Raw genomic sequence first — 26,867 nt, 5'->3', positions numbered from 1 at the left:
CTACCTTGACACACACCGCTCGGACAAAAAGTAACCCGCCCAGCAGGGCGGAACCCGGCGGTTCAAAAGCCGACAGCATGTCACCAAAAGCGACCCAACCCAGCCCCCACCTCAAAGCCCCAACACAATCTTCGCAATGATATTGCGCTGAATCTCATTGGATCCCCCATAGATCGACGCCTTGCGATAGTTGAAATAGCGCGGCGCCAGCACCGCCGCATAGTCCGGCCCGACACGCGGCGGCGCCTCGCGTCCCTGCAGTTGCGCCCACGTGTCCTGCACGAACGGCAGCGCCGCGGGCCCAGCCGCCTCTACCGCAAGCTCGCTGGCCGCCTGCAGGGTCTCAGTGCCCGTGAGCTTGAGCATGCTCGACGCAGCCCCGATCGAAGTGCCCGATTCCACGCCCGAAAACACCCGCAATTCCACCGCTTCGAGCGCGGCCGCGCGCAGGTGCAGCGCGGCCAGCTTGCGGCGGAACACCGGATCGTCCAGCAGTCGGCCACCGTCGTCGCCAGGCTGTTCCGCCGCGATCTCGGCGATCTTGGACAACTGCTTGCGCAGCATCGGGCTATACGTGCCGCCGCGCTCGAACTCCAGCAGGTACTTGGCATAGGTCCAGCCCTTGCCTTCCTCGCCGATGCGGTTGGCGACCGGCACCCGCACGTTCTCGAAGAAAACCTGGTTCACCTCCTGCTGCCCGGGCATGGGGCCATCCAGCGTCGGCAGCGCAGACACCGTGATGCCGGGCGTATGCATGTCGAGCAGCAGGAACGAAATCCCTTCCTGGCGCTTCGATTCGCGGCTGGTGCGCACCAGGCAGAACATCCAGTCGGCCCATTGCGCATGCGTGGTCCAGATCTTGGAGCCGTTCAGGATGTAGTGCTCGCCATCGCTATCGGTGCCAGGGTCGGCGCGCAGCTGCAGCGACGCCAGGTCGGAGCCGGAGTTGGGCTCGGAATAGCCCTGGCACCACCAGACGTCGGAGCTGAGGATGGGCGGCAGGAAGCGCTGCTTCTGCTCGGGCGTGCCGTACTTCATGATCACCGGCGCCACCATCTTCAGGCCCATCGGCGACACCGGCGGGCATCCCGCGGCGGCCAGTTCTGACTGGAAGATAAAGCGCTGGGCCGCGCTCCATCCGGGGCCGCCATATTCTTTGGGCCAGTTCGGCGCGGCCCAGCCGCGCGCATGCAGCGCCTTCTGCCAGCGCAACTGTCCGGCCTTGTCGAGGTAGCCGTTCTTGGACTGCGCCATCATCGCGCGCAGGTCGGCGTCATAGGCCTGGGCAATCCAGGCGCGCACTTCTTCGCGGAACTGCTGGTCTTGCGGGGAGAACTCGAGATGCATCGACGGGCCTCGCTGGGTAATCGACAGGGTTGTGTGCGTCGGTGTTTCGGCGGGCTCAGGCCGCGGCCTGCGCGGGATAGAGCAGGTCGGCATAGCGGCGCAGGTGGTGCTCGGCCGAGCCCAGCTGCAGGTCGATCGCCGTGACGCGCTTGAAGTAGTGGCCCACCGCCAGTTCCTCGGTCACGCCCATGCCGCCGTGGATCTGCACCGCGCCCTGGCCGACGAAGGCGCCCGCCTGGCCGGCCTGGATCTTCGCCGCGCAGGCCGCCTGCGCGCGCACCGGTGGTGCGCTGGCGGCCTGCATGGCGGCCACCTGCGTCAGCGCCACGGATTGCTCCAGCTGCATGTACATATCGGCCATGCGATGCTGCAGTGCCTGGAAGGTGCCGATCGGCACGCCGAACTGCTTGCGCTGGCGCGCATAGTCGATGGTGTCGGCCAGCATGCGCGCCATCGCGCCATTGGCTTCGGCTGCCAGCGCAACCATGGCCTGGTCGCACAGCTGCTCGATCAGTGCCAAGGCTGCGCCTTCGGCGCCGATGCGCTGGCTGGCCGGTACCTGCACGTTGTCCAGCAGCACCTCGGCGGCGCGCTGCCCGTCGAAGGTCGGGTATTCGCGCAGCGTCACGCCCGGCGTGTCGCGTGCGATCCAGAACAGGCTGATGCCGCGCGGGTCCCGACGCGCGCCGCTGCTGCGGGCGCTGACCAAAAGATGCGAGGCGAACGGCGCGCCGGCCACGGCGTGCTTGTGCCCGCTGAGCCGGTAGCCGTCGCCCTGGCGCGTGGCGCTGGCCTGCACGTCGTGCCGGCAGTAGCGGCTGGCGGGCTCGGCATGGGCCCACGCCACGGTGGCCTCGCCGCCGATGATGGCCGGCACCCACTGCGCCGCCAGTTCAGGGCTGCCGTGCATCAGCGCGCCGCCGCCCAGCACCACGGTGCCCAGGTAAGGTTCCAGCACCAGGTGGCGGCCCAGCTGTTCCATCACGACCATGTGTTCGACCGCGCCGCCGCCGAGGCCGCCCAGCTGCTCGGGGAAGGCCGCGCCGAGGATGCCGAGGTCGCGGGCAAACGCGCGCCAGCAGTCCGGGCGCCAGCCGGCCGCGGACTGCACCGCCGCGCGGCGCGCTTCGAAATCATAGTGATCGGCCAGGTAACGCGCGAGCGTGTCGCGCAGCATCGACTGTTCTTCGCTGAACTGGAAATCCACCTTGGCTCCTTCGGATGAGGGTGAGGCGTGATTGGCGGGAGTCTGGCGGGCATCTTCCGGCCAAGCCGTCCGGCGGCGCATCGTCGCATCGGACGAAGCTGACCGCCTGGCCGGCGGCGCCTTCTTTTGCGGCGCTGCGACAAAAAATGGCCGATGCCGCTTCGTCGCTTCCGACGATGGTGGAACCGGCCAGGGTTCCGAGAATGCGGAACCGGCATCCGCCGTGCCACCATCCCAGTCGAGGAGCTCCACGCCATGCATCCGCACATCCACGCGCAGCGCACGCCCGACAAGCCCGCCGTCATCATGGGCAGCAGCGGCGCCGTCGTCACCTACCGCGAGCTGGACCAGCGCTCGAACCAGGTCGCCCACCTGTTCCGCAAGCTGGGCCTGCAGCCTGGCGACCGCGTGGCTTTCATGGTGGAGAACCATCCGCGGCTGTTCGAGCTGTGCTGGGGCGCGCAGCGCAGCGGCATTGTCTATATCTGCCTGAGCACGCGCCTGAACGCCGCCGACGCGGCCTATATCGTCAATGACAGCGGCGCCCGCCTGCTGATCACCACGCACACGCAGGCGGAAATTGCGGCGGCGCTGACCGGCCAGACGCCCGCCTTGCAGGGCCGCCTGATGCTGGACGGCACGGTGCCGGGCTATGACGCCTATGAGGCCGCGCTGTCCGGCTGCCCGGCAACGCGCATCGACAACGAAGTGACCGGTGGCGACATGTTGTATTCGTCCGGCACGACCGGCCGGCCCAAAGGTGTATATGCACCTCCGTCGAGCCCCGACATCGAGGCGCCGACGACGCTCACCGCCCTGTGCCAGCGGCTCTATGGCTTCGATGCCGACACGCGCTACCTGTCGCCCGCGCCGCTGTACCACGCGGCGCCGCTGCGCTACACCATGTCGGTGCAGGCCGTGGGCGGCACCGCCGTGGTGATGGAGCATTTCGACGCCGAGCAGTTCCTGCGGCTGGTGCAGGCCCACCGCATCACGCACACGCAACTGGTGCCGACGATGTTCTCGCGCATGCTCAAGCTGCCCGACGCGCAGCGGCAGGGCTATGACGTGTCGTCGCTGCGCGTGGCGATCCATGCCGCCGCGCCGTGCCCGGTGCAGGTGAAGGAAGCCATGATCGCGTGGTGGGGACCGGTGATCTGGGAGTACTACGCCGGCACCGAGGGCAATGGCGTGACCGTGGTCAACACGCCGGAATGGCTGGCGCGCAAGGGCACGGTGGGGCGGGCCATGGTGGGCAAGCTGCGCATCTGCGGGCCGGACGGCGCGCTGCTGCCGCCGGGCGAGCCGGGCACGATCTACTTTGCCGAGGGCCGCGCCTTCTCCTACCACAACGACGAGGCCAAGACCGCGGAGACGCGCCATCCGCAGCATCCGGACTGGAGCACCATCGGCGATGTCGGCTATGTCGACGCCGACGGGTACTTGTACCTGACCGACCGCAAGGCCAACATGATCATCTCCGGCGGCGTCAACATCTACCCGCAAGAGGCCGAGAACCTGCTGATGACGCATCCAAAGGTGATGGACGTCGCCGTGATTGGCGTGCCCAACGAGGATTTCGGCGAAGAGGTCAAGGCCGTGGTGCAGCCCGCCGACATGGGCCAGGCCGGGCCCGAACTGGCCGCCGAGCTGATCGCGTTCTGCCGCGCCAACCTGTCCGCCATCAAGTGCCCGCGCTCGGTGGACTTCGAGCCCGAGTTGCCGCGCCTGCCCACCGGCAAGCTGCTCAAGCGGCTGCTGCGCGACCGCTACTGGGCCGGGCACGCCAGCAAGCTGGTGTGAGTCCGGCAAACGGTGCCTGGCCGCTGCGCGGGTTTGAGCGAGCGCAGCGGTTTACGTCATAATTCCTCGCTACACCACAGCCACGGCCACCCGCCTGCGTGTTGCAGCCGGGGGCGCATTGCGCGCCCGCCCAGGGCCGCGATGTGCGGGAGACGACAAACAGCCAATGGCAAGTATCGAGGAGACCGGACGGCGCACGCCGCCACCTGCCGGCGCGGCATCGCTGGCCGCCAAGCTGCGTCCGCCGCTGCTGACCCCGTTCCAGGTCCAGCGCGCGGCGATCTGTGATGCCGTGTGCGCGGCCGGCTTCGTCAAGCTGGTGCTGGTGCGCGCGCCCGCCGGCTTCGGCAAGACCACCGCCATGCTCCAGTGCCGCGCGCGGCTCGAGGCCGCGGGCGGCCGCACCGCGTGGCTCACGCTGGACCGCTCCGACAATGACACCTCGCGCTTCCTCGGCTCGATCGAAGCCGCGATTGCGCAGGGCCTGGGCAGCGGCGGGCCGGACCGGTCCGCGCGCCAGGCGCTGGCGCAGGACCCGGGCGAGCAGGCGCTCGCGCTGATCGATCGCCTTGCCAGCCATCACGGCGACTTCACGCTGTTCCTCGACGATTTCGAGGCCATCCAGAACGCAGCCGTGGCCGGATTGGTCTGGCAACTGGTGGAAAGCCTGCCGCCGGGCTGCCGCGTGGTGATCGGCACGCGCTGGGTGCCCGAGACCGGCCTGGCGCGCTTGCGCGCGCGCGGCGAACTGCTCGAGATCGAGCCGGCGCAGCTGCGCTTTTCCGCCGACGAGACCGCGTCCTTCCTGCGCCAGGCGCGCGGACTGAAGCTGGAGCAGGCCGCCATCAGCGCGCTGCACCGGCGCACCGAAGGGTGGGCCACGGCACTGTGGCTGGCGTCGGTGGCCTTGGAGCGGCGCACCCAGCCAGAGGGCTTTATCGCCGGTTTCTCGGGCTCGAATGCGGCCATTGCCGATTACCTGGTCGAAGACGTCTTCCTGCACCTGCCTGAGCCGGTGCGTGACTTCCTGCTGCGCACCTCGATCCTGGACCAGCTGTGCGGCCCGCTGTGCGACGCGGTGTGCCAGCCCGCCACCGCCGGCAGCAGCGAAGACATCCTGGCCTGGCTGGAGCGCGCCAACCTGTTCCTGCTGCCGCTGGAGAGCGAACGCTACGGCGAACGCGGCTCCGGCGCCGCGCCCGAGCAATGGTATCGCTATCACAGCCTGTTTTCCGGTTTCCTGCGCGCGCAGCTGGCGCAGGCCATGCCCGAAGCCGTGCCGCAGCTGCACCTGTCGGCGTCGCGCTGGTATGAGTCGCAGGAGCGCCTGGTGCCCGCCATCGAACATGCCTTCGCCGCCGGGGCGCTCGCGCATGCGCTGCAATTACTGGATGGCGCGGCCGACGACCTGCTGGCGCAGGGCCGCATGCGCCTGCTGACGCGCTGGCTCGAGGCGGTGCCTGCCGAGGACCTGGCCCGGCTGCCCAAGCTGCAGATCGCGCGGGTGTGGGCGGTGTCGTTCACGCGCGGGCCGGCCGAAGCCATCGCGCTGCTGCAGCAGATTCCCACCGCGGGCGCGGCCGGCGACCTGCTGGCGCATATCCGCGCGTTGCGCCACATGCTGCTGAACATGATGGACCGCTTCGACGATGCGCGCGCCTTTGCCCGCAACGAGCTGCCGCCGTTGCCGATGGGCTATGCCTTCCCCGATGCGATCCTCGCCACCTCGATGGCGCGGCTGGCCGCGGTGGCCGGCGACTATCCCGAAGCGCGCCGGCTGCTGCAGGTCGCGCGGCATGCGGTGCGCGGTTCGGACAGCAACTTCAACAAGATCTTTTCGGAATCGGTCGAAGGGCTGATCGATTTGCGCCAGGGGCGCCTGCAGCAGGCGCTGGCGCGCTTCCGCATCGCCGCCAGCACGATGCTGCCGAACCGTTTCGGACCCACCAATGGCAACGCCATGGCCGGCATCCTGCTGGCCGAGGGTCTTTACGAGAGCGGCGATTCCGAGCGCGCCAGCCGCTTGCTCAACGTCTACCTGCCGCTGTCGCGCGACCTCGGCCTGCCTGACCAGATCATCACGGGGCACGCGGTGCTGGCGCGCATTGCCTTCGAGCGCCGTGAGCCAGACCAGGCCCATGAATGGCTGGCGCAACTCGAAGCGCTGGGGCACCATCGCGGCCTCACGCGGCTGGTGATGGCGGCGATGCTGGAGCGCGCCCGCCTGGCGCTGCGCCAGGGCAATGTGCACGCCGCGCAAGAGGCCATCGAGCGCGCCGCCGATCCGGCGCTGTGGCGCACGCGCCCCGGCGTCAGCTCCTTTGCCAGCGATGTCGAGGACATCACGCTCGGCCGGCTGCGGCTGGACCTGTATGCGCGCCCGGGCACGCCGGTGCGCGAGGCCGTCGAGCGCGAGCTGGCCGCAGCCGCCGGCAACCAGCTGATGCGCCGCGCGCTCAAGCTACGCATCCTGCTGGCGCAGGCATGGCAGCGCACCGGCGATGGCGCGCATGCGCTGGTGGTGATGGGCGAGGCGCTGCGCTTCGGCGCGGCCGAAGGCTTTGTCCGCATCTTTGCCGACGAGGGCGACGATGTGCGCCGGCTGGTGGCCGACGCCTGCGCGCGGCAGGCGGCCAGCCTGCCGGCTCCCTACGTTGAAAAGCTGCTGCAGGCTTGCGGCCTGGCCGTCGCGGAGCCGCCTGGCGGCGCTGGCCGGCCCGCGCCGGCGGCGCTGGTGGAACCGCTGACGCCCAAGGAGCAGAAGGTGCTGCACCTGCTGGCCGAGGGCTACTCCAACGTCGCCATGGCCGAGCGCCTGTTCGTGTCCGAGACCACGGTGCGCACGCACCTGCGCAATATCAGCGCCAAGCTGCACGCCAGCAACCGCACCCAGGCGGTGGCGATCGCGCGCCAGCTCGGCCTGCTTTGATCCTCAACCCGCCGGCCGCCCGGTGCCAGTTCAAATGCCCATGAATTCGGTGAATTCCGCCAGCGGCGCGCGCTCGGCGCGCAGCTGGTTGGCGGGCGCCGCGGGGTCCTCGTAGCCGATCGCCATGCCACTGAACAGCATCCGTTCGGCCGGCAGCGACAGGAAATCGGCAACGGTCTGCGGATACATTGCCCAGCACTCCTGCGCGCAGCTGTCCAGGCCTTCCTCGCGCAGCAACAGCATCACCGTCTGCAGATACATGCCGAGGTCCGACCATTGCGGTGGGCCCATGCGCCGGTCCACCGTGCAGAACAGCGCCAGCGGCGCGCCGAAGAAGGTGAAGTTGCTGGCGAACTGCGCCAGCCGCCGCGCCTTGTCCTCGCGCGGAATGCCGAGGTGGTGATAGAGCGCCTCGCCCACCTGGAAGCGCCGCTCGCGGTAGGGCGAGACCAGTTCGCGCGGATAGATGTCGTACTCGCGCGCTTCGCCGGTGGGCGCCTGGGCGATGCGTTCGCGCATGACGCCGAGCAGGCGCTGCAGCGCCTCGCCGCCGACCACATGGATGTGCCACGGCTGCAGATTGCCGCCTGACGGGGCCCGTGCGGCGGCATCGAGCACGCGGCGGATTGTGTCGGGCGCGACGGCCCGGGGCAGGAAGCCGCGGACGGACTTGCGGCTGGCGACGGCTTGGCTGACTTGCATCGGGACTCCGGAGAAAAGATCGATTCGAGCGGCTCAGGCGAAGGGCGGTTCGCTGGTCCAGTCGAAGAAGTCCGGCATGTCTTGCGACACGGTTTCCGGGAATGCGGCGGGCCGCTTTTCCAGAAACGCGCTGACGCCTTCCTTCACGTCGGCGGAGCGCCCGCGCGACTGGATCGCACGGCTGTCCAGCTTGTGCGCCTCCATCGGGTGGCTGGCGCCGGCCATGCGCCAGATCAGCTGGCGCGAAATCGCCACCGACACCGGCGCGGCATTGGCGGCAATCTCGCGCGCAATTGCCTGCGCTGCCGGCAACAGGTCTTCGGGTGCGTGCAGCGAGCGCACCAGGCCGCGTTCGTGCGCCTCCTGGGCCGAGAACACGCGACCGGTATAGCACCATTCCAGCGCGGTTGAGATCTCGACCACGCGCGACAGGAACCACGACGACGCCGCCTCCGGCGTGATGCCCCGGCGTGCAAAGACAAAGCCGAACTTGGCGTCGGTCGAGGCCAGCCGGATATCCATCGGCAACTGCATGGTCACGCCCACGCCGACCGCGGCGCCATTGACCGCGGCGATCACCGGCTTGAGGCTGCGGAAGATGCGTAGCGACACGCGCCCGCCGCCATCGCGATGCGCGGTGTCCGGCCTGGCGCCGTAGCGCTTTTCGAAATCGAAGGTCGAGCTGCCGCCGGACAGGTCGGCGCCGGCGCAAAAGGCGCGGCCGGACCCGGTGACGATCACTGCGCGCACGTTGTCGTCGGCATCGGTGGCGTCGAAGGCGGCGATCAGCTCGTGCATCATCTGCGCGGTAAAGGCATTGAGCTGGTCCGGGCGGTGCAGCGTGATGGTGGCGACACCGTCTTCAACGGCGTAGCGCAGGGTTTCGAACGAAGGCGTGGCTGGCGTCATGCTGGCTCCTGCTGGGAGAGGGGAGGGATGCCGGGACGGGGGCGCCGGCAGCGGGGCTCGTCCAACACTAGTGCAGAATGCGCCGCCCGCAATCGTCGCTTCCGACGAGGCTGCGATGCCACGCGTGGCCGTAGACTGACGTGCATCCCACGGCAGGACCGGCGCGCCACAATACCGCCGAGCGCCGTGCCGCGCAGACAGCAAAAGGACCACCATGAAGACTCGCATCACCGAACTGCTTGGCATTCGCTACCCGATCATCCAGGGCGGCATGCAATGGGTTGGCTACGCTGAAATGGCCTCCGCCGTTTCCAACGCGGGCGGCCTGGGCATCCTGACGGCGCTGACCCAGCCCACGCCCGAGGACCTGGCCGACGAGATCCGCCGCTGCCGCGAGATGACCGACAAGCCGTTCGGCGTGAACCTGACCCTGCTGCCGTCGATCAACCCGCCGCCGTACGCCCGCTACCTCGACGTCATCATCGAGAGCGGCATCAAGGTGCTCGAGACCGCCGGCAACAACCCGAAGGAACATATCGCGCGGGCCAAGGCCGCGGGCATCAAGGTGATCCACAAGTGCGTGGCGGTGCGCCATGCGCTGTCGGCCGAGCGGCTGGGCGTGGATGCGGTCTCGATCGACGGCTTCGAATGCGCCGGCCATCCGGGCGAGGACGATGTGCCCGGCATGGTGCTGATCCCGCAGGCCGTGCGCAAGCTGTCGATCCCGGTGATCGCTTCGGGCGGCATCGCCGACGGGCGCGGCATGGCCGCGGCGCTGGCGCTGGGCGCCGAGGGCGTCAACATGGGCACGCGCTTCTGCGCCACGCGCGAGGCGCCGATCCACGACAACGTCAAGCAGGCGCTGGTCCAGGCCAGCGAGCGCGACACCAACCTGATCTTCCGCACGCTGCACAATACCGCGCGCGTGCTCAAGAACGCCGTGTCGGATGAAGTGGTGAGCATCGAACGCCGTCCCGGCGGCGCGCAGTTCGAAGACGTCAAGCATCTGGTGGCCGGCGTGCGCGGCAGGGCCGCGCTCAAGGCGGGCGAAACCGACGGCGGCATCATCAGCGCCGGCCAGTGCGTGGGCCTGATCGACGACGTGCCCACTTGCGAAGAACTGATCACACGCATGGTGGCCGATTGCCGCGAACACCTCAGCGTGGCCTCGCGCTACTTTGCCTGACGCCATGGCCGAGGCGGAAATCGAGACGGCGATGACGCGTGCCATCGCCGCGCCTGCCGAAGCTGGCGCCGACGTGCCGGAGGGCTTTATCCCGCTGCGCCAGATGAGCGGCTACATGGCGGGCTTCGGCCAGCTCTATCTGCACGCCGGACGCCGCACGCTGGCCGTGCGAATCGACGAGAGCCACCTGAACAACCTGGGCATCCCGCATGGCGGCATGCTGGCGACGCTGGCCGATACCGCGATCGGCATGATGATGTCGCTGGAAACCGGCCGCGCCAAAAGCGCGGTGACGGTCAACCTGAGCCTCGACTATCTCGACTCCGCGCGCCTGGGCGACTGGGTCGAAGCCCGCGTGGAATTCGACAAGCTGGGCTCGCGGCTGCGCTACGGCACCTGCCGGCTGTTCAGTGGCGAGCGCTGCCTGTTGCGCGCCACGGCGATCTTCGCGGTGCTGGCGCCGCGCGCCTGAGCGGTGCGGCAACTTCGTCGCTTCCGACGACGCTTGCCGCCACCCCCGGCGCAACAATAGCCCTCGACGCTGCCGGCACCCGCGCCGGCATGCCGCATAACACCACGGCTGCCCCGGCGGCCTGCACCGAACCAAGGAGATCACATGGCAGAGGCATATATCGTCGCGGCGGTCCGTACCGCCGGCGGCCGCAAGGGCGGCAAGCTGTCGGGCTGGCATCCGGCCGACCTGGCCGCACAGGTGCTCGACGCACTGGTGGAACGCACCGGCGCCGATCCGGCGCTGGTCGAAGACGTCATCATGGGGTGCGTGAGCCAGGTCGGCGAGCAGGCCGGCAATGTCGCGCGCAATGCGATCCTGGCCTCGCGCCTGCCTGAAAGCGTGCCGGGTACCTCGGTCGACCGCCAGTGCGGTTCGTCGCAGCAGGCGCTGCACTTTGCCGCGCAGGCGGTGATGTCGGGCGCGATGGACATCGTCATTGCCGCCGGCGTGGAAAGCATGACGCGCGTGCCGATGGGCCTGTCGTCGCAGTTGCCGGCCAAGAATGGCTTCGGCGTGCCGAAGAGCGCGGGGATCGAGGCGCGCTACCCCGGCGTGCAGTTCAGCCAGTTCACCGGCGCCGAGATGATCGCGCGCAAGTATGACCTGTCGCGCGAGCAGCTCGACGCCTACGCGCTGCAAAGCCACCAGCGCGCCATCGCCGCCACCAGGGCGGGCCGCTTCAGCGCCGAGATCCTGCCGGTGGAAGTGCGCACAGCCGACGGCGCCAACGGCGAGATGCACACCACCGACGAAGGCATCCGCTACGACGCGACGCTGGAAAGCATCGGCAGCGTCAAGCTGATCGCCGAAGGCGGCCGCGTGACCGCCGCGACGGCCAGCCAGATCTGCGATGGCGCCGCGGGCCTGATGGTGGTCAACGAGGCGGGTTTGAAGAAGCTGGGGGTCAAGCCGCTGGCGCGCGTGCACAGCATGACCGTGATCGGCCATGACCCGGTGGTAATGCTGGAAGCCCCGCTGCCGGCCACCGAGGTGGCGCTCAAGCGTGCCGGCCTGCGCATCGGCGATATCGACCTGTTCGAAGTCAACGAAGCCTTCGCGCCGGTGCCGCTGGCGTGGCTCAAGGCGACCGGCGCCGATCCGGAGCGCCTGAACGTGCATGGCGGCGCGATCGCGCTGGGCCATCCGCTCGGCGGCTCCGGCGCCAAGCTGATGACCACGCTGGTGCATGCGCTGCATACGCATGGCAAGCGCTACGGCCTGCAGACGATGTGCGAAGGCGGCGGGCTGGCCAATGTGACCATCGTCGAGCGCCTGTAAAACAGCGACGCCGCGACACAGGGCAGTAAAGGGAGAAGGACCGGCGGCGCGGGCATGTGAAAGTGCCCGCGCCAGCAGCCGGAGCAAGAAAAAGAATGGCCGCGAAATCGCGGCCATTGTCATTTAAGGGGGCGGATCGCGCTGAGCGAGCGCCGCGAGCCCGCAATCCACGTCAGGCGAAGGTCACGGCGCTGCGCCGGTCGGCGCGTTCGAGGTGGGGCACATTGTTGAAGCTCAGCAGCCGCTGCACGCCGCGGCCGACGATGATTTCACAGAATGCCGTATTGCGGAACTGCAGGTTCATCTCGATCGCGGCCTGCGCCGGCGCCCCGAGCAGGTCGGCCGTGGCCCGGCCGATGGCGCCGCCAGAGCTGACCACCAGGATTGCATCCTCGCGCGTCGTGCCCTCGCTGGCGTGCGCCAGCGCGCCGGCAATGCGCGCGCCGAAGTCGGCCCAGCTTTCGGGCATCTCGGCGAGCCCGTCCTGCGTCCAGGCCGCATAGGCCGCGCGGAAGGTGCGCCAATAGTCGTTGTAGTCGCCGTTCTGGTGGGCGCGGTGGTCGGCGCCGCCCGTATGGCAGCGGTACAGCGCCTCGCCATCGTATTCGTTCAGGCCGGCATGCGAGATGACCGTGGCCTGGGGCTGCCCCATGACGGCCAGGATTTCGGCGGCGGTATCCTGCTGACGCACCAATGTGCCGGCCACTACCCGGCTGAAGCTGACCCCGCGCTCGGCGAAATATTCGCCAAGCCAGCGCGCCTGCTGCCGGCCTGTCGGCGACAGGCAGTCGTAGTTGGCAGCGCCAAACGAGGCTTGTCCATGCCGGACGAGGAAAAGCGTGGCCATGAGCGGTTCCGGTAAATCATTGAGGCGGATAGGGCTGTCCCGGCGAGGCACCTGGGGTGATCCGGGCGCCGGGCTCGGAGCGGAGCGTTGGCCCATTCTATGGAACGCCGGCGCCCGCGCCAAGCAAGCGCCGCGCAATTCATAGCAGCCATGGCCTGGCTGCATTACCAGGCAGGCTCAGGCCGCCTCGGCCAGGGGCACGCCGAGATAGCCGGCCATCAGGCGATTCAGCTCGGTGATCAGCCGTTCGTCGTCAAGGTGCAGCGGTCCGGAATCATTGAGCACGGCATTGACCAGCACGCTGAAAACGGCCTGCATGGCAAACCGCACGCGCAGCTCGGCCGTCTCCGCGGGCAGTGGCAGACGGGGCACCAGCAGCTGCACCATGCGTTCCACGATCGCCTCGCCATTCTGGCGGTGGGGCAGCCATTCCTCGGGGCGCGTGGACGCATGGCGCAGCGATGCGCGCATGACGCCACGGTTGGCCAGCGTGCCGAGCACCATGAACCTGGCGGTCTTTTCCAGCAGCACCTGCGTGGCGACATCTTCCCAGCGTTCCTGGGCCAGGTAGCGGTCGATCGATGCGGAAGTTTCTTCCATCACCAACGTGCGCAGGGCCTCGAAATAGGCCATCTTGTCGCGGAAGCGCCCGTAGAAGGCGCCTACCGATACCTGGCACGCCGCAGCGATCTGCGCCACCGAAACCGCGGCAAAGTCGCGCGTCGCCAGCAGTTCTCGGCCTGCGCCCAACAAGGCCTGTTCGGTCTCGCGCGCGCGACGCTGGCGCGGCGGCTGCAGGATCGAGGGCGTGTCGATACGGGGGAAGGAAGCGTTGGCGGTGAAGCCGGAAGGCGTTGCTGACATGGGCATATTCCGTATTCGAATTCGGATTCGGTTTCTGAAAATACCGGTGCGCACGGCAACGCGTCAAGGGTTTTGTCGGGTGGCCCTGCAAATGTTCCGCGCAGATGCCGTCGGCGCACCGTGGTGCCAGCCCGGTGCCTTGCCATTTGCCGATCAGGACGCGCAGAACATTCCGTGCGCGAGCGCCATGCGCCGCCGCGCGTGGTTGACGCGGCAATCGGCAATCACACGACAGGGCCTAGTTGAAGCGGGGGCTCAGCTCGTCCCGCATCCAGTCGATAAAGGCGCGCGTGCGCGCCGGCAGCAGCCGCGCGTGCGGATAGATCAGCGATAGCGGCCAGGCCGGCTGCTCGAAATCCTCCAGCACGATGCGCAGCTTGCGCTCCTCGACCAGCTGCGCGACCTGGTACGACAGGAAATGGCCGAAGCCGGCGCCGGCGGCACAGGCCGCCACGGCGGGTGCGGTCTGGTTGAACTCCAGGTTGCCCGACACCGGCACATGGAACTCGCGCTCGCCTTCGCGGAAGGTCCACCAGTGCGCATGGTTGCCGGTGAAGCGCACGCAGTTGGCGCTGGCCAGCGCGTCCGGGTGGCGGGGCACGCCATGCTTGCGCAGGTAGGCGGGTGTGGCGACCACCACGCGGCGGATATGGCCGACGGATTGCGCCACCAGCGTGGAATCGGCCAGCGGGCCGATGCGCACGCCCACGTCCAGGTCTTCCTCAAGCAGGTTCACCACGCGGTCGGTGAATTCCATGCGGCAACGCACGCGCGGATAGCGTTGCACGAATCGCGTCACCGCTGGCGCCACGTACATCTGCCCGAACAAGACCGAGGCGGTCAGCGTGAGCTGGCCGCTGGGCTCGACATGGCTGGCGCTCAGGCCTGCCTCGACTTCGTCGATATTGGCCAGGATGCGCCGGCAGCCCTCCAGGTAGCTGCGCCCCTCGGCGGTCAGCGACAGCCGCCGTGTGGTGCGGTTCAGCAGCCGCACCTGCAGTTCGGCTTCGAGCGCCGCCAGCGTACGCACCACCGCCGGCAACGAGGTGTGCAGCGACGCCGCGGCGGCAGTCAGGCTGCCTTCGTCGACGATCCGCACAAAGGTCTGCATTGCACGTAGCTTGTCCATGGCGGCAAACATTACTCCATTTTGTGGAGTAGTCAAATATCAATGCCTCTATTTATTGCAGCGTCGCCGGCATCCAGAATCCGTGCATACCAACCGCTCAGGAGAGTGCCATGCCACACACGAATGCCCCCGCAGTGCCCGCCAGGCCGCTGGTGTTGTACCGTTCGCCGGTTTCCGGCCACGCGCACCGCGCCGAGCTGATGCTGGGTCTGCTTGGCTTGCCGTATCGGCTCGTGGATGTTGACCTGCCTGGCGGCGAGCAGCGCAGCGAGGCCTTCCTGCGCCTGAACCCGTTCGGCCAGGTGCCGGTGCTGGACGACGACGGCGTGGTGCTGGGCGATTCCAACGCGATCCTGGTCTACCTGGCCACGCGCTATGACGACGGCTGCTGGCTGCCGCGGGATCCTGTCGGCGCGGCCCGCGTGCAGCGCTGGCTGTCGGTGGCTGCCGGCGAGATTGCGTTCGGCCCGGCAGCGGCGCGCCTGGGCGTGCTGTTTGGCCGGCCGGTGCCGATGGAAGACGCGGTCGCGCGCGCGCAGCGGCTGTTTGCGCTGATCGAGCCCATCCTGGCGGCACAGCCGTTCCTGGCCGCCGAACACGCCACCATTGCCGACGTAGCCGCCTACAGCTATATCGCCCGCGCCGAGGAAGGCAACGTGCCGCTGGCGCCGTACCGGGCGCTCAATGCCTGGCTGCGCCGCGTGGAAGCGTTGCCCGGCTTCGTGCCGATCCTGGTATCGAAGGCCGGCCTGGCCGCATAGCCTTTGCGCCGGCGAGCGCCTGGCTACTGGAATTTCGAAGGAGCACTCATGGACCTGCCCACCTGGCCGCATGCCGGCCTGCCATTCCACGCCGGCGAACTCGCCGCACAGCAGCGCGCCGGCAAGCGCGAACGCATGGCAGCGGCGGGCCCGCGCGTGATTCGTGGCGAGATGCCGGAACAGCACCGCGCGTTCTTCGCGCAGCTGCCGTTCCTGCTGGCCGGCGCGGTCGATGCCGATGGCGCCCCCTGGGCCACGCTGCTGGTAGGGGCGCCGGGATTTGCGCGGACGCCGGACGCCACCCACTTGCGTATCGACGCCGTGCCGTTACCCGGTGATCCGCTTGCCGCGGCGCTGGAACAGGGCGCACGCATCGGCCTGCTCGGTATCGAACTGCCTACGCGCCGGCGCAACCGCATGAACGGCATCATCGTGGCGCAGGATCAGGCGGGACTGACGGTCGAGGTCGAGCAGAGCTTCGGCAACTGTCCGCGCTACATCCAGTTGCGCGACGTAGCCATTGCCGAGCCGGCTGCCGCGCCTGCGGCCTGGCACGGCGACGCGCTGGATGCGCACGCCGGCGCCTGGCTGCGCGGCGCCGATACGCTGTTCATCGCGTCAAGCCATAGCGTGTCGACGCAAGACGAGGGCGAGCACACTGGCGGCGTCGACGTCTCGCACCGCGGCGGCAAGCCCGGCTTTATTCGCGTGGACGACGCCCATACCGTGACGTTCCCGGATTTCAACGGCAACAACTTCTTCAACACGATCGGCAACCTGATCGCCGATCCGCGTGCCGGGCTCGTCGTGCCGGGTTTTGCCGACGGTTCGCTGCTGCATGTGGGCGGGCGCGCCGAAGTGATCTGGGAAGGCGAGGAACTGGCCGGTTACGCCGGTGCCGAGCGGCTGGTGCGGCTGCATGTCGAGCGCGTGGTGCGGCGCGAGCGCGTGCTGCCGCTGCGCTTCGCCTTTCGGGAGTTCTCGCCCGTGCTGGCCGATACCGGTGCGTGGCCTGAACGCTGAGCGTGCATGGCGGGACAGGGGCGCGATGGCTGCGTTCAGCCCCGCGCGCGGTATTTGAGCGCGGCGCAGTGCCCGGCCAGCGCGGTAATGCAGCAGGCATCGCCGCGCCACTCGCCGCCGGTGACAATGCCATCGGGGCCCGCCACCAGCTTGCGCTGGCATTGCCCCGGCGCGGGCGTGCGCTCCATGCCCGCATCGCGCGGGCCGCTGCCTGGCGGTCGCGCTGCCGGCACGGAATCGGTCCAGACGTAGGCGGTGCCGGCGGCAAGGGCCTGCACGGCCTGCGGCGGGCCCCACTGGCGCTTCGCTTCGTCGACGGGGACGTTCTTCCAGGAATCGATGATGTCCTGCATCGCGCTGGTCCCGATTCCGGCGCAGGCGGCCGTAATGGCCGCCGCCCACAGGCCAGCCATGCGCGCAACCCTGCGTGCCCCGGTGCGGGCGGCGTACGCAAATCGGGCTGGATCGGCAGGCATGGGACTCCACATCGGCGCAGCCGGCGGCAAGGGCCGGTCTGTGGAGACTAGTGGAGCCGTCACATCGTCTGCAAGTGCCTTATGGGGGCTGGCGTACAGATTGCCGGGCCCTACGGCAGGGCAGTCTCAGTCAGCGAACAAGCCCAGGCTTTGCTGGCCCGCGGCGGCAGCGGATTTGCGCGCGGGAGGCGCGCAAACCGCGCGTGCGGGGCGCGGGGCTTCGGCGGACGTTTCCGGCGCGGTCAGCGTGAAAGCCCGCCGCACGGACAGGGGCACCGCGTCCGGCATCCATTGATCCTGGCGCGGCGCCAGGATCTGGTACGTATCCAGGTCGAAATGCGCGGGCGCGGCTGCCAGCGTGCTCGCATCCTCCAGCGTGGCCGCGCAGCCCAGGTAGCACCACTCATCCACGACATGCCACCACGCGCGCGCGCCGTGTTGCTCGCGCCAGGCCACCGGGCCCTCGAACGGCCACGGCACCAGCGCGATCGGCGCGAGCGCCGCGGCCAGCCGGGCACGGTGTTCGCGCGACGATTCCGCGCCGATGCAGGCCCCGGCACAGCGGTGGACTTGTCGCGCAAAGCAGGGACTGCCACGGCGCGTAGTCTTCTCCAGCGAAAGCGTAGCCATGCACAGGCCGTGCTCCTCGGCCAGCGCGCGCAAGCGCGCTTCGGCCGCGCCGCGGCTGCCGAAAACGCCGAACAGGTCCTGATGCCGGCAGAAATCGGTGTCGCGATCCGAGCGCAGGCGCGGCACCGGCAACTGTTGCGGCATCTCCCACGCGTAGAGCCTGGTATTCCGGCGCAGCAACTGGTTGTGCACGGGCTGCATGGCTTTGACGAGTTGTGCCTCCAGCAGCAGCGCGCCGGTCTCGCCGCCGGTTTCCCGCCATTCGACACGACGGACCAGCCGTGCCAGCCGCATATCCTTGCCATAGCGGTAGTCGCCCGAGAAATGGGCGCCGATGCGCTGGCGCAGGTGCACGCTCTTGCCGATATAGAGCGGCACGTCCTGGTCGCCATAGAAGATATAGACGCCCGGCGCGGCGGGCACGTCTTCGAGCGCGGTTTCCTCCAGGCCCGCGGGCAGGCTGGCGCGGCGCACCAGTGTGCGCACGGCCGCTTCCACCAGGTCGACCGAATACGTGGCGTGGATCTTCTGCCAGAACTGCCAAAGCAGCTCGGCATCGGCCAGCGCGCGGTGCCGGCCCTTGGGCGTCAGGCCGAAGCGGGCGATCAGCGCGTCCAGGCCATGGCGTTCGACCGACGGGAACAACGAGCGCGAGAGCCTTACGGTACACAGCACGTCGGCGCGGAAGGTTACGCCGGCGCGCCGGAACGCGTTTTTCAGGAAGCCGTAATCGAAGCGTGCGTTATGGGCCACGAACAGGCGGCCCTGCAGACGCTCTGCGAGCGACTCGGCCAGGGAATCAAAGGTCGGCTGACCGCGCACCATGTCATCGCTGATGCCGGTCATGCGCTGGATAAACGGCGGAATCGACATGCCGGGGTCGAGCAGGGTTTCCCATTCGACAATGCCCTCAGGGCCGACTTCGACCACGCCGATCTCGGTGATGCGGTCACGCTGGGCGTCGGCGCCCGTGGTTTCCAGGTCGACAAAGACAATAGGACGCGACAGCGCCGCGGCGAGGGACTGGGCATCGAGCAGCCGCGCGCCGTCTGCTGGCAGGTGCGACGGCAAGTAGGTAGGCAAGTCTGGCATGCGCAGATTCTAAGGGGCTGCCGAGGGCGTCATGAAGAAGTTTTCAATCACCCCTTGCCAACCCCGTTGCGGTCGCTTATTATTCGCCCCCTCGCAACACCACGCGGCCCCTGCAAGGCAGGCGCAGCAAGGGATGCGGGGTCGGCCGGGAGGTTGGCGCAGCGAGGTTTGCAGCGCTGACGGCAGCAAAAAAGATTGCTGCAAACGGTTGACGAAACGAAGAAAGCGCTGCATAATCTCGTTTCTCTGCTGCAGACAACGCAGCGCGCTGAACGGCAAAGCCGGGTGGCGAAGTTCTTTAACAACCAAACAACCGATAAGTGTGGGCGCTGGGTAGCGGACGCCGCTGTCTTCGGACAGTGTGGCTTCAAGTTATACAGTGCTCGCACAGCAAAACGTGACTGGGTCTTCGGATCTGGTCAGTCAGTTTTCTGAGAGTGAGCGACCGCTCGAAAGAGCGAGGGAGCCGCGAGGCTTCCACACAGAGATTGAACTGAAGAGTTTGATCCTGGCTCAGATTGAACGCTGGCGGCATGCCTTACACATGCAAGTCGAACGGCAGCACGGGGGCAACCCTGGTGGCGAGTGGCGAACGGGTGAGTAATACATCGGAACGTGCCCTGTCGTGGGGGATAACTAGTCGAAAGATTAGCTAATACCGCATACGACCTGAGGGTGAAAGCGGGGGACCGGTAACGGCCTCGCGCGACAGGAGCGGCCGATGTCTGATTAGCTAGTTGGTGGGGTAAAAGCCTACCAAGGCGACGATCAGTAGCTGGTCTGAGAGGACGATCAGCCACACTGGGACTGAGACACGGCCCAGACTCCTACGGGAGGCAGCAGTGGGGAATTTTGGACAATGGGGGCAACCCTGATCCAGCAATGCCGCGTGTGTGAAGAAGGCCTTCGGGTTGTAAAGCACTTTTGTCCGGAAAGAAATGGCCCTGGTTAATACCCGGGGTCGATGACGGTACCGGAAGAATAAGCACCGGCTAACTACGTGCCAGCAGCCGCGGTAATACGTAGGGTGCGAGCGTTAATCGGAATTACTGGGCGTAAAGCGTGCGCAGGCGGTTTGATAAGACAGGCGTGAAATCCCCGAGCTCAACTTGGGAATGGCGCTTGTGACTGTCAGGCTAGAGTATGTCAGAGGGGGGTAGAATTCCACGTGTAGCAGTGAAATGCGTAGAGATGTGGAGGAATACCGATGGCGAAGGCAGCCCCCTGGGACGTCACTGACGCTCATGCACGAAAGCGTGGGGAGCAAACAGGATTAGATACCCTGGTAGTCCACGCCCTAAACGATGTCAACTAGTTGTTGGGGATTCATTTCTTCAGTAACGTAGCTAACGCGTGAAGTTGACCGCCTGGGGAGTACGGTCGCAAGATTAAAACTCAAAGGAATTGACGGGGACCCGCACAAGCGGTGGATGATGTGGATTAATTCGATGCAACGCGAAAAACCTTACCTACCCTTGACATGCCACTAACGAAGCAGAGATGCATTAGGTGCCCGAAAGGGAAAGTGGACACAGGTGCTGCATGGCTGTCGTCAGCTCGTGTCGTGAGATGTTGGGTTAAGTCCCGCAACGAGCGCAACCCTTGTCTCTAGTTGCTACGAAAGGGCACTCTAGAGAGACTGCCGGTGACAAACCGGAGGAAGGTGGGGATGACGTCAAGTCCTCATGGCCCTTATGGGTAGGGCTTCACACGTCATACAATGGTGCGTACAGAGGGTTGCCAACCCGCGAGGGGGAGCTAATCCCAGAAAACGCATCGTAGTCCGGATCGCAGTCTGCAACTCGACTGCGTGAAGCTGGAATCGCTAGTAATCGCGGATCAGCATGCCGCGGTGAATACGTTCCCGGGTCTTGTACACACCGCCCGTCACACCATGGGAGTGGGTTTTGCCAGAAGTAGTTAGCCTAACCGCAAGGAGGGCGATTACCACGGCAGGGTTCATGACTGGGGTGAAGTCGTAACAAGGTAGCCGTATCGGAAGGTGCGGCTGGATCACCTCCTTTCCAGAGGCTTGTGTCTCAAGCCTAGCGTTCACACTTATCGGTTTGTTTGCTGTTACAGCCAAGGGTCTGTAGCTCAGGTGGTTAGAGCACCGTCTTGATAAGGCGGGGGTCGTAGGTTCAAGTCCTACCAGACCCACCAAGTTATCCGAAGGGGGATTAGCTCAGCTGGGAGAGCACCTGCTTTGCAAGCAGGGGGTCGTCGGTTCGATCCCGTCATCCTCCACCACTACCTGGTACCTTGGTTTGGTTGTCAAAGGAAAGCGCTTACTGAGTGCTTCCCTTTGGCATTGCCAAGCGATCGCGGGTCTCACCTGCGAATCGGCTGTTCTTTAACAATATGGGATGTAGTAAAGGTGTCGCGGTGCGTTGATGAGACGCACAGTTGTATAACGCGATACCGGGTTGTGATTGTATCAACCAAAATGTATTTAAGTGATCGAAAGATGACTTGGAATACGGCACAAATGCGAGAACTCATCCTGTAGCGACGTTTCGAGTCATCGAGACACACTCGTTATAGGGTCAAGCGAACAAGTGCATGTGGTGGATGCCTTGGCGATCACAGGCGATGAAGGACGCGGTAGCCTGCGAAAAGCTTCGGGGAGCTGGCAAACAAGCTTTGATCCGGAGATGTCCGAATGGGGAAACCCGGCCCGTATGGGTCATCCCTGACTGAATTCATAGGTCAGGGAAGCGAACGCGGCGAACTGAAACATCTAAGTAGCTGCAGGAACAGAAATCAACCGAGATTCCCAGAGTAGTGGCGAACGAAATGGGAAGAGCCTTGTACTCTTTAGCAGTGGTGTTAGCAGAATGGGATGGAAAGCCCGGCCCTAGCAGGTGATAGCCCTGTATGCGAAAACACGATTGTGGAACTAGGTGTACGACAAGTAGGGCGGGACACGTGAAATCCTGTCTGAAGATGGGGGGACCATCCTCCAAGGCTAAATACTCGTGATCGACCGATAGTGAACCAGTACCGTGAGGGAAAGGCGAAAAGAACCCCGGGAGGGGAGTGAAATAGATCCTGAAACCGCATGCATACAAACAGTCGGAGCCTGGAAACGGGTGACGGCGTACCTTTTGTATAATGGGTCAGCGACTTACATTCAGTGGCAAGCTTAACCGATTAGGGAAGGCGTAGCGAAAGCGAGTCCGAACAGGGCGTTGAGTCGCTGGGTGTAGACCCGAAACCAGATGATCTATCCATGGCCAGGTTGAAGGTGCGGTAACACGTACTGGAGGACCGAACCCACTAACGTTGAAAAGTTAGGGGATGAGCTGTGGATAGGGGTGAAAGGCTAAACAAATCTGGAAATAGCTGGTTCTCTCCGAAAACTATTTAGGTAGTGCCTCGTGTCTCACCTTCGGGGGTAGAGCACTGTCATGGTTGGGGGGTCTATTGCTGATTACCCCGCCATAGCAAACTCCGAATACCGAAGAGTGCAATCACGGGAGACAGACATCGGGTGCTAACGTCCGGTGTCAAGAGGGAAACAACCCAGACCGCCAGCTAAGGTCCCCAAATATGGCTAAGTGGGAAACGAAGTGGGAAGGCTAAAACAGTCAGGAGGTTGGCTTAGAAGCAGCCACCCTTTAAAGAAAGCGTAATAGCTCACTGATCGAGTCGTCCTGCGCGGAAGATGTAACGGGGCTAAGCCATATACCGAAGCTGCGGACGCACGCAAGTGCGTGGTAGGAGAGCGTTCTGTAAGCCTGTGAAGGTGTCTTGTAAAGGATGCTGGAGGTATCAGAAGTGCGAATGCTGACATGAGTAGCGATAAAGGGGGTGAAAGGCCCCCTCGCCGTAAGCCCAAGGTTTCCTACGCAACGTTCATCGGCGTAGGGTGAGTCGGCCCCTAAGGCGAGGCAGAGATGCGTAGCTGATGGGAAGCAGGTTAATATTCCTGCACCGTCGTATGATGCGATGGGGGGACGGATCGCGGAAGGTTGTCCGGGTGTTGGAAGTCCCGGTCCCTGCATTGGAGAAGGCGCTTAGGCAAATCCGGGCGCGGAATTCAAGAGTGTGGGGCGAGCGGCCTAGTGCTGCGAAGCAATTGGAAGTGGTTCCAAGAAAAGCCTCTAAGCTTCAGTCATACGAGACCGTACCGCAAACCGACACAGGTGGGCGAGATGAGTATTCTAAGGCGCTTGAGAGAACTCGGGAGAAGGAACTCGGCAAATTGGTACCGTAACTTCGGGATAAGGTACGCCCTGGTAGCTTGACTGGCCTGCGCCAGAAGGGTGAAGGGGTTGCAATAAAATGGTGGCTGCGACTGTTTAATAAAAACACAGCACTCTGCAAACACGAAAGTGGACGTATAGGGTGTGACGCCTGCCCGGTGCCGGAAGATTAAATGATGGGGTGCAAGCTCTTGATTGAAGTCCCGGTAAACGGCGGCCGTAACTATAACGGTCCTAAGGTAGCGAAATTCCTTGTCGGGTAAGTTCCGACCTGCACGAATGGCGTAACGATGGCCACACTGTCTCCTCCCGAGACTCAGCGAAGTTGAAGTGTTTGTGATGATGCAATCTCCCCGCGGCTAGACGGAAAGACCCCATGAACCTTTACTGTAGCTTTGCATTGGACTTTGAACCGATCTGTGTAGGATAGGTGGGAGGCTTTGAAGCGTGGACGCCAGTTCACGTGGAGCCGTCCTTGAAATACCACCCTGGTTTGTTTGAGGTTCTAACCTTGGCCCGTGAATCCGGGTCGGGGACAGTGCATGGTAGGCAGTTTGACTGGGGCGGTCTCCTCCCAAAGTGTAACGGAGGAGTTCGAAGGTACGCTTGGTACGGTCGGACATCGTACCTAAAGTGCAATGGCAAAAGCGTGCTTAACTGCGAGACCGACAAGTCGAGCAGGTGCGAAAGCAGGACATAGTGATCCGGTGGTTCTGAATGGAAGGGCCATCGCTCAACGGATAAAAGGTACTCTGGGGATAACAGGCTGATACCGCCCAAGAGTTCATATCGACGGCGGTGTTTGGCACCTCGATGTCGGCTCATCTCATCCTGGGGCTGTAGCCGGTCCCAAGGGTATGGCTGTTCGCCATTTAAAGAGGTACGTGAGCTGGGTTTAAAACGTCGTGAGACAGTTTGGTCCCTATCTGCCGTGGGCGTTGGAATCTTGACGGGGGCTGCTCCTAGTACGAGAGGACCGGAGTGGACGTACCGCTGGTGTACCTGTTGTCTCGCCAGAGGCATCGCAGGGTAGCTATGTACGGAAGAGATAACCGCTGAAAGCATCTAAGCGGGAAACTCGCCTGAAGATGAGGATTCCCTGGAGGCTTGACCTCCTTGAAGGGTCGTTCGAGACCAGGACGTTGATAGGCTGGGTGTGGAAGCGCAGTAATGCGTTAAGCTAACCAGTACTAATTGCCCGTAAGGCTTGATCCTATAACCAGTGTGTTTTGCCTGGTGAGTGATTCGCCTTGTGCCAGTTGACACAGTCAATACACAACCAAAGACTACATCCCGATTCGTGACGCTGTCCCAGGACAGCGCCACAACCCCTCATGCCTGGTGACCATAGCGAGCTGGAACCACCCCTTCCCATCCCGAACAGGTCCGTGAAACAGCTCCGCGCCGATGATAGTGCGGATTCCCGTGTGAAAGTAGGTCATCGCCAGGCTCTTATTGTGCAAAACCCCTCGACAGCATTCGCTGCGAGGGGTTTTTGCTTTGGCGCGGGAGAAACACACCGCGCTATGCCCCGCTATGCTGTCTTGCGGCGGGCCGTGGCGCTCAGGGCGGCGCCAGACAGGCAGACTCCGCCAAGCAACATGGCGGCCGACGTGCCGCCATAATTCGCCGCCGCGCTTGCAGCAACGGGCATCAACATCAGTACGGCAAGGTTATTGACGCTTTCCGATGCCGCCAGGACCTTTCCCTTATGGACTCCCGCCCGCTGCGCGAGGATTGCCGTGCTTGCAGGCGCCGCGACGCCCAGCGCCGTGCCCCAGGCCAGCAGGCAACCCAGTGCGGCCGCGAGGCCGATGGGGGCCGCCATGAAAGCGATCATGGCAGCAGCGACCAGTACGGTTGCCAAAACCACCACGGTTTCCAGCCGTTCACCATAGCGGTTGGCACGCCCTGCGCATACGTTGCCGATACCCAGCCCCAGACCGAATACCGAAACGGCCGCGCCGACGCTTGCCACATTGAAGCCGTAGCGCAAGCGCAGCATTTCTCCCGCGAAGACATAGCCGGCGACTGCGCTGCCATTCCAGGCGCCTTTCGCGGCCAATAGCCGCAAGATGCCCGCTTTGGAGTCCAGGTCGCGATTTTGTCGGACGATATCGGGCGCCCGCGGGCGATCGCGAGGAAGCAGTCGCCAGCCCGCTGTGAAGGCGGCAAGGCAACCTCCGGCGGTAACCAGGAACGGCGCGCGCCAGCCCCATGCCCCGGCCAGCAATCCGGCCACCGCCGGGCCAGCGGCAATCCCGACGGTCATGCCCAGCATGACGACACCCATGGCACCCGTTTGTTTTCCCGGCGGGAACTCGTCGGCGATCACTGCGAAGATCGTGGGGATCGTCGCGGCTGCGGCGAGGCCGCCCAGGACACGCAGCGCCATGGCGGCCTGCAGCGTCGGCACCAAGGTCAGCGCGATGCCATCCAGCGCGAACAGAAGCATGGCCGCAATCAGCACCCGGCGGCGTCCGGTGCGATCCGAGATCCAGCCCATCAGCGGCGCGGCAAGCGCGTAGGAAAAGGCATAGGCGGAGACCAGTCCGGAGGCGCGTGCCGGGGTCGTGGCGAAGGCCACAGCCAGCGGGGCCAGCAGCGGCGCGAGCATGAATTCGGCGGCCCCGACCATGCAGACGGCAAGGGCCAGGACAGGCAGGAGGAATGGCGATGGCATCGGGAGGCTCCATGGGCTTGATATCGGAGACAAAGGCTGCCGAAGCGCGCGCGAGTGGACGCAACGCGACGGCATCATCGGCTAAGACCGGCTAAATCTGGGGGATGGATGGCGCCGCGGAGTCGGGCGCATGGGCGAGGGTGCGCGGGGCACCGGCAAGGCGGAATTGGACGAATCAGGAAGCTCGCCCGGAGAACGTGAGGATTCTAACGCATTGCGGAAGCCCGTTGCCGCCCGGCGCGTTGGCGGCGGCAACGGATCGCTGGCTCAGTCGGCCTCTACCTTCATCGATTTCAACAGCGGCTGCCACTTGTCGCTTTCCGCCTTCAGCAGCGTACGCAATCCTTCGGGCGTTTGCTTGTCGACAGGTACGATCTCCGCGCCCAGGCCGTCCAGTTTCTTGATCACGGCCGGATCCTTCAGGCCCTTCTGCAGCGACCTGGTCAGCCGCTCAACCGCGGTGGCCGGCGTGCCCTTGGGCGCGTAGATGCCGTGCCAGACCTTGACATCAAAGCCTTTGAGTCCGCCTTCCTGCAGCGTCGGGGCATTCGGCAGCGCTTGGATCCGTGCCGGCGTGGTAACACCGAACAGGCGTACGCGATCGGCTTGGATATGCGGCAGCGTGGCCGTGGTCTGGTCGCACAGCAGGTCAACCTGGCCGCCCAGCAGCGCGGTCAGCGCCGGGCCCGCGCCCTGGTAGGGAATCGCGTTCAGCTTTACGTTCACCGACTGTTCGAACAACAGCCCGCAAAGCTGGGAGACCGCGCCCAATCCGGCGTTGGCCAGTGACACCTTGTCCTTGTTTTGGGTCACGTACCGGATCAGTTCCGGCACCGTCTTCGCCGGCAGGTCCTTGCGCCCCATCAGCGTCATCGGCACGTCCGCCACCTGGCCGACGTACTCGAAGTCCTTCAGCGGCGCATACGACAGCTTCTTGTACAGCGCCGGCGCGGTCGCCATGCCGTTGTGGTGGATCAGCAGCGTATAGCCATCTGCCTGGGCGCGGGCGACAAAGGCGGCGGCCACGGTGCCGCCGGCGCCGGTGCGGTTTTCCACCACCACGCTTTGGCCAAGGTCTTGCGACATGGCTTGCGCCAGCGTGCGTGCAACGACATCGGTCGGGCCGCCGGCGGAGTAGGGGACCACCAGGGTGATCGGCTTGGCCGGATAGGCATCGGCCGCTGCCGCGCCGGAAGCGCCCGTCACGGCCGCGGCCGCCACCACCACACCTGCCAGCCATCGCGGACTGGCGAGCCGATACTTCGCATCCTTCATTGCT

General features: G+C 65.5%; 17 protein-coding genes, 2 tRNA genes, 3 rRNA genes and 1 pseudogene. 12 read left to right on the top strand and 11 right to left on the bottom strand.

Annotated features, from left to right (window positions below; translation table 11 throughout):
- Nucleotides 1–111: 111 nt before the first annotated feature.
- Together ACOCMH_RS11730 and ACOCMH_RS11725 are read right to left on the bottom strand one after the other, a co-directional pair.
- Entirely contained in the window at nt 112–1,347 is a 1,236-nt protein-coding gene (locus ACOCMH_RS11730; RefSeq protein ID WP_427307129.1) for an acyl-CoA dehydrogenase family protein, read from the bottom strand.
- 55 nt (nt 1,348–1,402) lie between these two features.
- On the bottom strand, nt 1,403–2,554 hold the full coding sequence (locus ACOCMH_RS11725; RefSeq protein ID WP_427307128.1) for an acyl-CoA dehydrogenase family protein: 1,152 nt from the start codon (nt 2,552–2,554) through the stop codon (nt 1,403–1,405).
- Nucleotides 2,555–2,809: 255 nt separating this feature from the next.
- Between ACOCMH_RS11725 and ACOCMH_RS11720 the strand changes: the two genes are divergently transcribed.
- Nucleotides 2,810–4,357, top strand: a complete 1,548-nt coding sequence (locus ACOCMH_RS11720) for an AMP-binding protein (RefSeq protein ID WP_427307127.1) — start codon at nt 2,810–2,812, stop codon at nt 4,355–4,357.
- Between the two features lie 166 nt (nt 4,358–4,523).
- Nucleotides 4,524–7,286 (top strand): LuxR C-terminal-related transcriptional regulator, encoded by a 2,763-nt coding sequence (locus tag ACOCMH_RS11715; RefSeq protein ID WP_427307126.1) that lies wholly within the window; start codon nt 4,524–4,526, stop codon nt 7,284–7,286.
- Nucleotides 7,287–7,316: 30 nt separating this feature from the next.
- Here ACOCMH_RS11715 and ACOCMH_RS11710 read toward each other — a convergent pair whose 3' ends face one another.
- Together ACOCMH_RS11710 and ACOCMH_RS11705 are read right to left on the bottom strand one after the other, a co-directional pair.
- Entirely contained in the window at nt 7,317–7,988 is a 672-nt protein-coding gene (locus tag ACOCMH_RS11710) for a nitroreductase (RefSeq protein ID WP_427307125.1), read from the bottom strand.
- A gap of 33 nt (nt 7,989–8,021) precedes the next feature.
- Entirely contained in the window at nt 8,022–8,897 is an 876-nt protein-coding gene (locus ACOCMH_RS11705) for a crotonase/enoyl-CoA hydratase family protein (RefSeq protein ID WP_427307124.1), read from the bottom strand.
- Nucleotides 8,898–9,105: 208 nt separating this feature from the next.
- Here ACOCMH_RS11705 and ACOCMH_RS11700 point away from each other — a divergent pair.
- From ACOCMH_RS11700 to ACOCMH_RS11690, 3 genes and pseudogenes are all read left to right on the top strand, one after another.
- Nucleotides 9,106–10,083 (top strand): annotated as a pseudogene (locus ACOCMH_RS11700) (NAD(P)H-dependent flavin oxidoreductase); the annotation flags it as partial.
- 4 nt (nt 10,084–10,087) lie between these two features.
- Complete coding sequence (locus tag ACOCMH_RS11695) at nt 10,088–10,555, top strand: PaaI family thioesterase (protein WP_427307123.1); 468 nt, start codon at nt 10,088–10,090, stop codon at nt 10,553–10,555.
- Nucleotides 10,556–10,699: 144 nt separating this feature from the next.
- On the top strand, nt 10,700–11,875 hold the full coding sequence (locus tag ACOCMH_RS11690; RefSeq protein WP_427307122.1) for an acetyl-CoA C-acetyltransferase: 1,176 nt from the start codon (nt 10,700–10,702) through the stop codon (nt 11,873–11,875).
- 172 nt (nt 11,876–12,047) lie between these two features.
- Here the strand turns inward: ACOCMH_RS11690 and ACOCMH_RS11685 are convergent, their stop codons facing one another.
- From ACOCMH_RS11685 to ACOCMH_RS11675, 3 genes are all read right to left on the bottom strand, one after another.
- Nucleotides 12,048–12,722 carry a histidine phosphatase family protein gene (locus tag ACOCMH_RS11685; protein WP_427307121.1) on the bottom strand — a complete coding sequence of 225 codons (675 nt, stop codon included), beginning with the start codon at nt 12,720–12,722 and terminating at the stop codon, nt 12,048–12,050.
- A 177-nt stretch (nt 12,723–12,899) separates the two neighbouring features.
- Nucleotides 12,900–13,586 (bottom strand): TetR/AcrR family transcriptional regulator, encoded by a 687-nt coding sequence (locus tag ACOCMH_RS11680; protein WP_171518076.1) that lies wholly within the window; start codon nt 13,584–13,586, stop codon nt 12,900–12,902.
- A 238-nt stretch (nt 13,587–13,824) separates the two neighbouring features.
- On the bottom strand, nt 13,825–14,727 hold the full coding sequence (locus ACOCMH_RS11675; RefSeq protein ID WP_427307120.1) for a LysR family transcriptional regulator: 903 nt from the start codon (nt 14,725–14,727) through the stop codon (nt 13,825–13,827).
- A gap of 98 nt (nt 14,728–14,825) precedes the next feature.
- On the opposite strand from ACOCMH_RS11675, the gene ACOCMH_RS11670 reads away from it, so the two are divergent.
- Together ACOCMH_RS11670 and ACOCMH_RS11665 are read left to right on the top strand one after the other, a co-directional pair.
- A complete protein-coding gene (locus ACOCMH_RS11670; RefSeq protein WP_427307119.1) occupies nt 14,826–15,476 on the top strand; it encodes a glutathione S-transferase family protein in 651 nt (216 codons plus the stop codon).
- 48 nt (nt 15,477–15,524) lie between these two features.
- Nucleotides 15,525–16,499 (top strand): pyridoxamine 5'-phosphate oxidase family protein, encoded by a 975-nt coding sequence (locus ACOCMH_RS11665; RefSeq protein ID WP_427307118.1) that lies wholly within the window; start codon nt 15,525–15,527, stop codon nt 16,497–16,499.
- Nucleotides 16,500–16,534: 35 nt separating this feature from the next.
- Here the strand turns inward: ACOCMH_RS11665 and ACOCMH_RS11660 are convergent, their stop codons facing one another.
- Nucleotides 16,535–16,975 carry a hypothetical protein gene (locus ACOCMH_RS11660; RefSeq protein ID WP_427307117.1) on the bottom strand — a complete coding sequence of 147 codons (441 nt, stop codon included), beginning with the start codon at nt 16,973–16,975 and terminating at the stop codon, nt 16,535–16,537.
- 126 nt (nt 16,976–17,101) lie between these two features.
- Nucleotides 17,102–18,697, bottom strand: coding sequence for an exonuclease domain-containing protein (locus ACOCMH_RS11655; protein ID WP_427307116.1), 1,596 nt, complete (start codon nt 18,695–18,697; stop codon nt 17,102–17,104).
- Nucleotides 18,698–19,187: 490 nt separating this feature from the next.
- Between ACOCMH_RS11655 and ACOCMH_RS11650 the strand changes: the two genes are divergently transcribed.
- From ACOCMH_RS11650 to rrf, 5 genes are all read left to right on the top strand, one after another.
- Nucleotides 19,188–20,721, top strand: a 16S ribosomal RNA gene (locus ACOCMH_RS11650).
- A 62-nt stretch (nt 20,722–20,783) separates the two neighbouring features.
- Nucleotides 20,784–20,860 (top strand) — tRNA-Ile (locus tag ACOCMH_RS11645).
- Between the two features lie 11 nt (nt 20,861–20,871).
- Nucleotides 20,872–20,947: transfer RNA gene (locus ACOCMH_RS11640), tRNA-Ala, on the top strand.
- 294 nt (nt 20,948–21,241) lie between these two features.
- A 23S ribosomal RNA gene (locus tag ACOCMH_RS11635) occupies nt 21,242–24,120 on the top strand.
- 122 nt (nt 24,121–24,242) lie between these two features.
- A 5S ribosomal RNA gene (gene rrf, locus ACOCMH_RS11630) occupies nt 24,243–24,355 on the top strand.
- The 16S, 23S and 5S rRNA genes sit together here with 2 tRNA genes alongside, the layout of an rRNA operon.
- Before the next feature lie 84 nt (nt 24,356–24,439).
- Here the strand turns inward: rrf and ACOCMH_RS11625 are convergent.
- Nucleotides 24,440–25,588: an MFS transporter gene (locus ACOCMH_RS11625; protein ID WP_427307115.1), complete on the bottom strand. Its 1,149-nt coding sequence runs from the start codon at nt 25,586–25,588 to the stop codon at nt 24,440–24,442.
- Between the two features lie 267 nt (nt 25,589–25,855).
- Entirely contained in the window at nt 25,856–26,863 is a 1,008-nt protein-coding gene (locus tag ACOCMH_RS11620) for a tripartite tricarboxylate transporter substrate-binding protein (RefSeq protein ID WP_427307114.1), read from the bottom strand.
- Nucleotides 26,864–26,867 lie beyond the last annotated feature (4 nt).

The sequence above is a fragment of the Cupriavidus sp. H39 genome, from assembly GCF_050271075.1.
In the GTDB taxonomy this organism is placed as follows: domain Bacteria; phylum Pseudomonadota; class Gammaproteobacteria; order Burkholderiales; family Burkholderiaceae; genus Cupriavidus; species Cupriavidus necator_B.
This window is presented reverse-complemented; position numbering and strand designations above follow the sequence as displayed.

Bases quoted from the DNA above. Each gene is read 5' to 3' on its own strand.
- ACOCMH_RS11685 (WP_427307121.1), bottom strand. From the start codon at position 12,722: ATGGCCACGCTTTTCCTCGTCCGGCATGGACAAGCCTCGTTTGGCGCT.
- ACOCMH_RS11625 (WP_427307115.1), bottom strand. From the start codon at position 25,588: ATGCCATCGCCATTCCTCCTGCCTGTCCTGGCCCTTGCCGTCTGCATG.
- ACOCMH_RS11675 (WP_427307120.1), bottom strand. From the start codon at position 14,727: ATGTTTGCCGCCATGGACAAGCTACGTGCAATGCAGACCTTTGTGCGG.
- ACOCMH_RS11680 (WP_171518076.1), bottom strand. From the start codon at position 13,586: ATGTCAGCAACGCCTTCCGGCTTCACCGCCAACGCTTCCTTCCCCCGT.
- ACOCMH_RS11705 (WP_427307124.1), bottom strand. From the start codon at position 8,897: ATGACGCCAGCCACGCCTTCGTTCGAAACCCTGCGCTACGCCGTTGAA.
- ACOCMH_RS11655 (WP_427307116.1), bottom strand. From the start codon at position 18,697: ATGCCAGACTTGCCTACCTACTTGCCGTCGCACCTGCCAGCAGACGGC.
- ACOCMH_RS11665 (WP_427307118.1), top strand. From the start codon at position 15,525: ATGGACCTGCCCACCTGGCCGCATGCCGGCCTGCCATTCCACGCCGGC.
- ACOCMH_RS11660 (WP_427307117.1), bottom strand. From the start codon at position 16,975: ATGCCTGCCGATCCAGCCCGATTTGCGTACGCCGCCCGCACCGGGGCA.
- ACOCMH_RS11695 (WP_427307123.1), top strand. From the start codon at position 10,088: ATGGCCGAGGCGGAAATCGAGACGGCGATGACGCGTGCCATCGCCGCG.
- ACOCMH_RS11715 (WP_427307126.1), top strand. From the start codon at position 4,524: ATGGCAAGTATCGAGGAGACCGGACGGCGCACGCCGCCACCTGCCGGC.
- ACOCMH_RS11670 (WP_427307119.1), top strand. From the start codon at position 14,826: ATGCCACACACGAATGCCCCCGCAGTGCCCGCCAGGCCGCTGGTGTTG.
- ACOCMH_RS11620 (WP_427307114.1), bottom strand. From the start codon at position 26,863: ATGAAGGATGCGAAGTATCGGCTCGCCAGTCCGCGATGGCTGGCAGGT.
- ACOCMH_RS11710 (WP_427307125.1), bottom strand. From the start codon at position 7,988: ATGCAAGTCAGCCAAGCCGTCGCCAGCCGCAAGTCCGTCCGCGGCTTC.
- ACOCMH_RS11730 (WP_427307129.1), bottom strand. From the start codon at position 1,347: ATGCATCTCGAGTTCTCCCCGCAAGACCAGCAGTTCCGCGAAGAAGTG.
- ACOCMH_RS11690 (WP_427307122.1), top strand. From the start codon at position 10,700: ATGGCAGAGGCATATATCGTCGCGGCGGTCCGTACCGCCGGCGGCCGC.
- ACOCMH_RS11720 (WP_427307127.1), top strand. From the start codon at position 2,810: ATGCATCCGCACATCCACGCGCAGCGCACGCCCGACAAGCCCGCCGTC.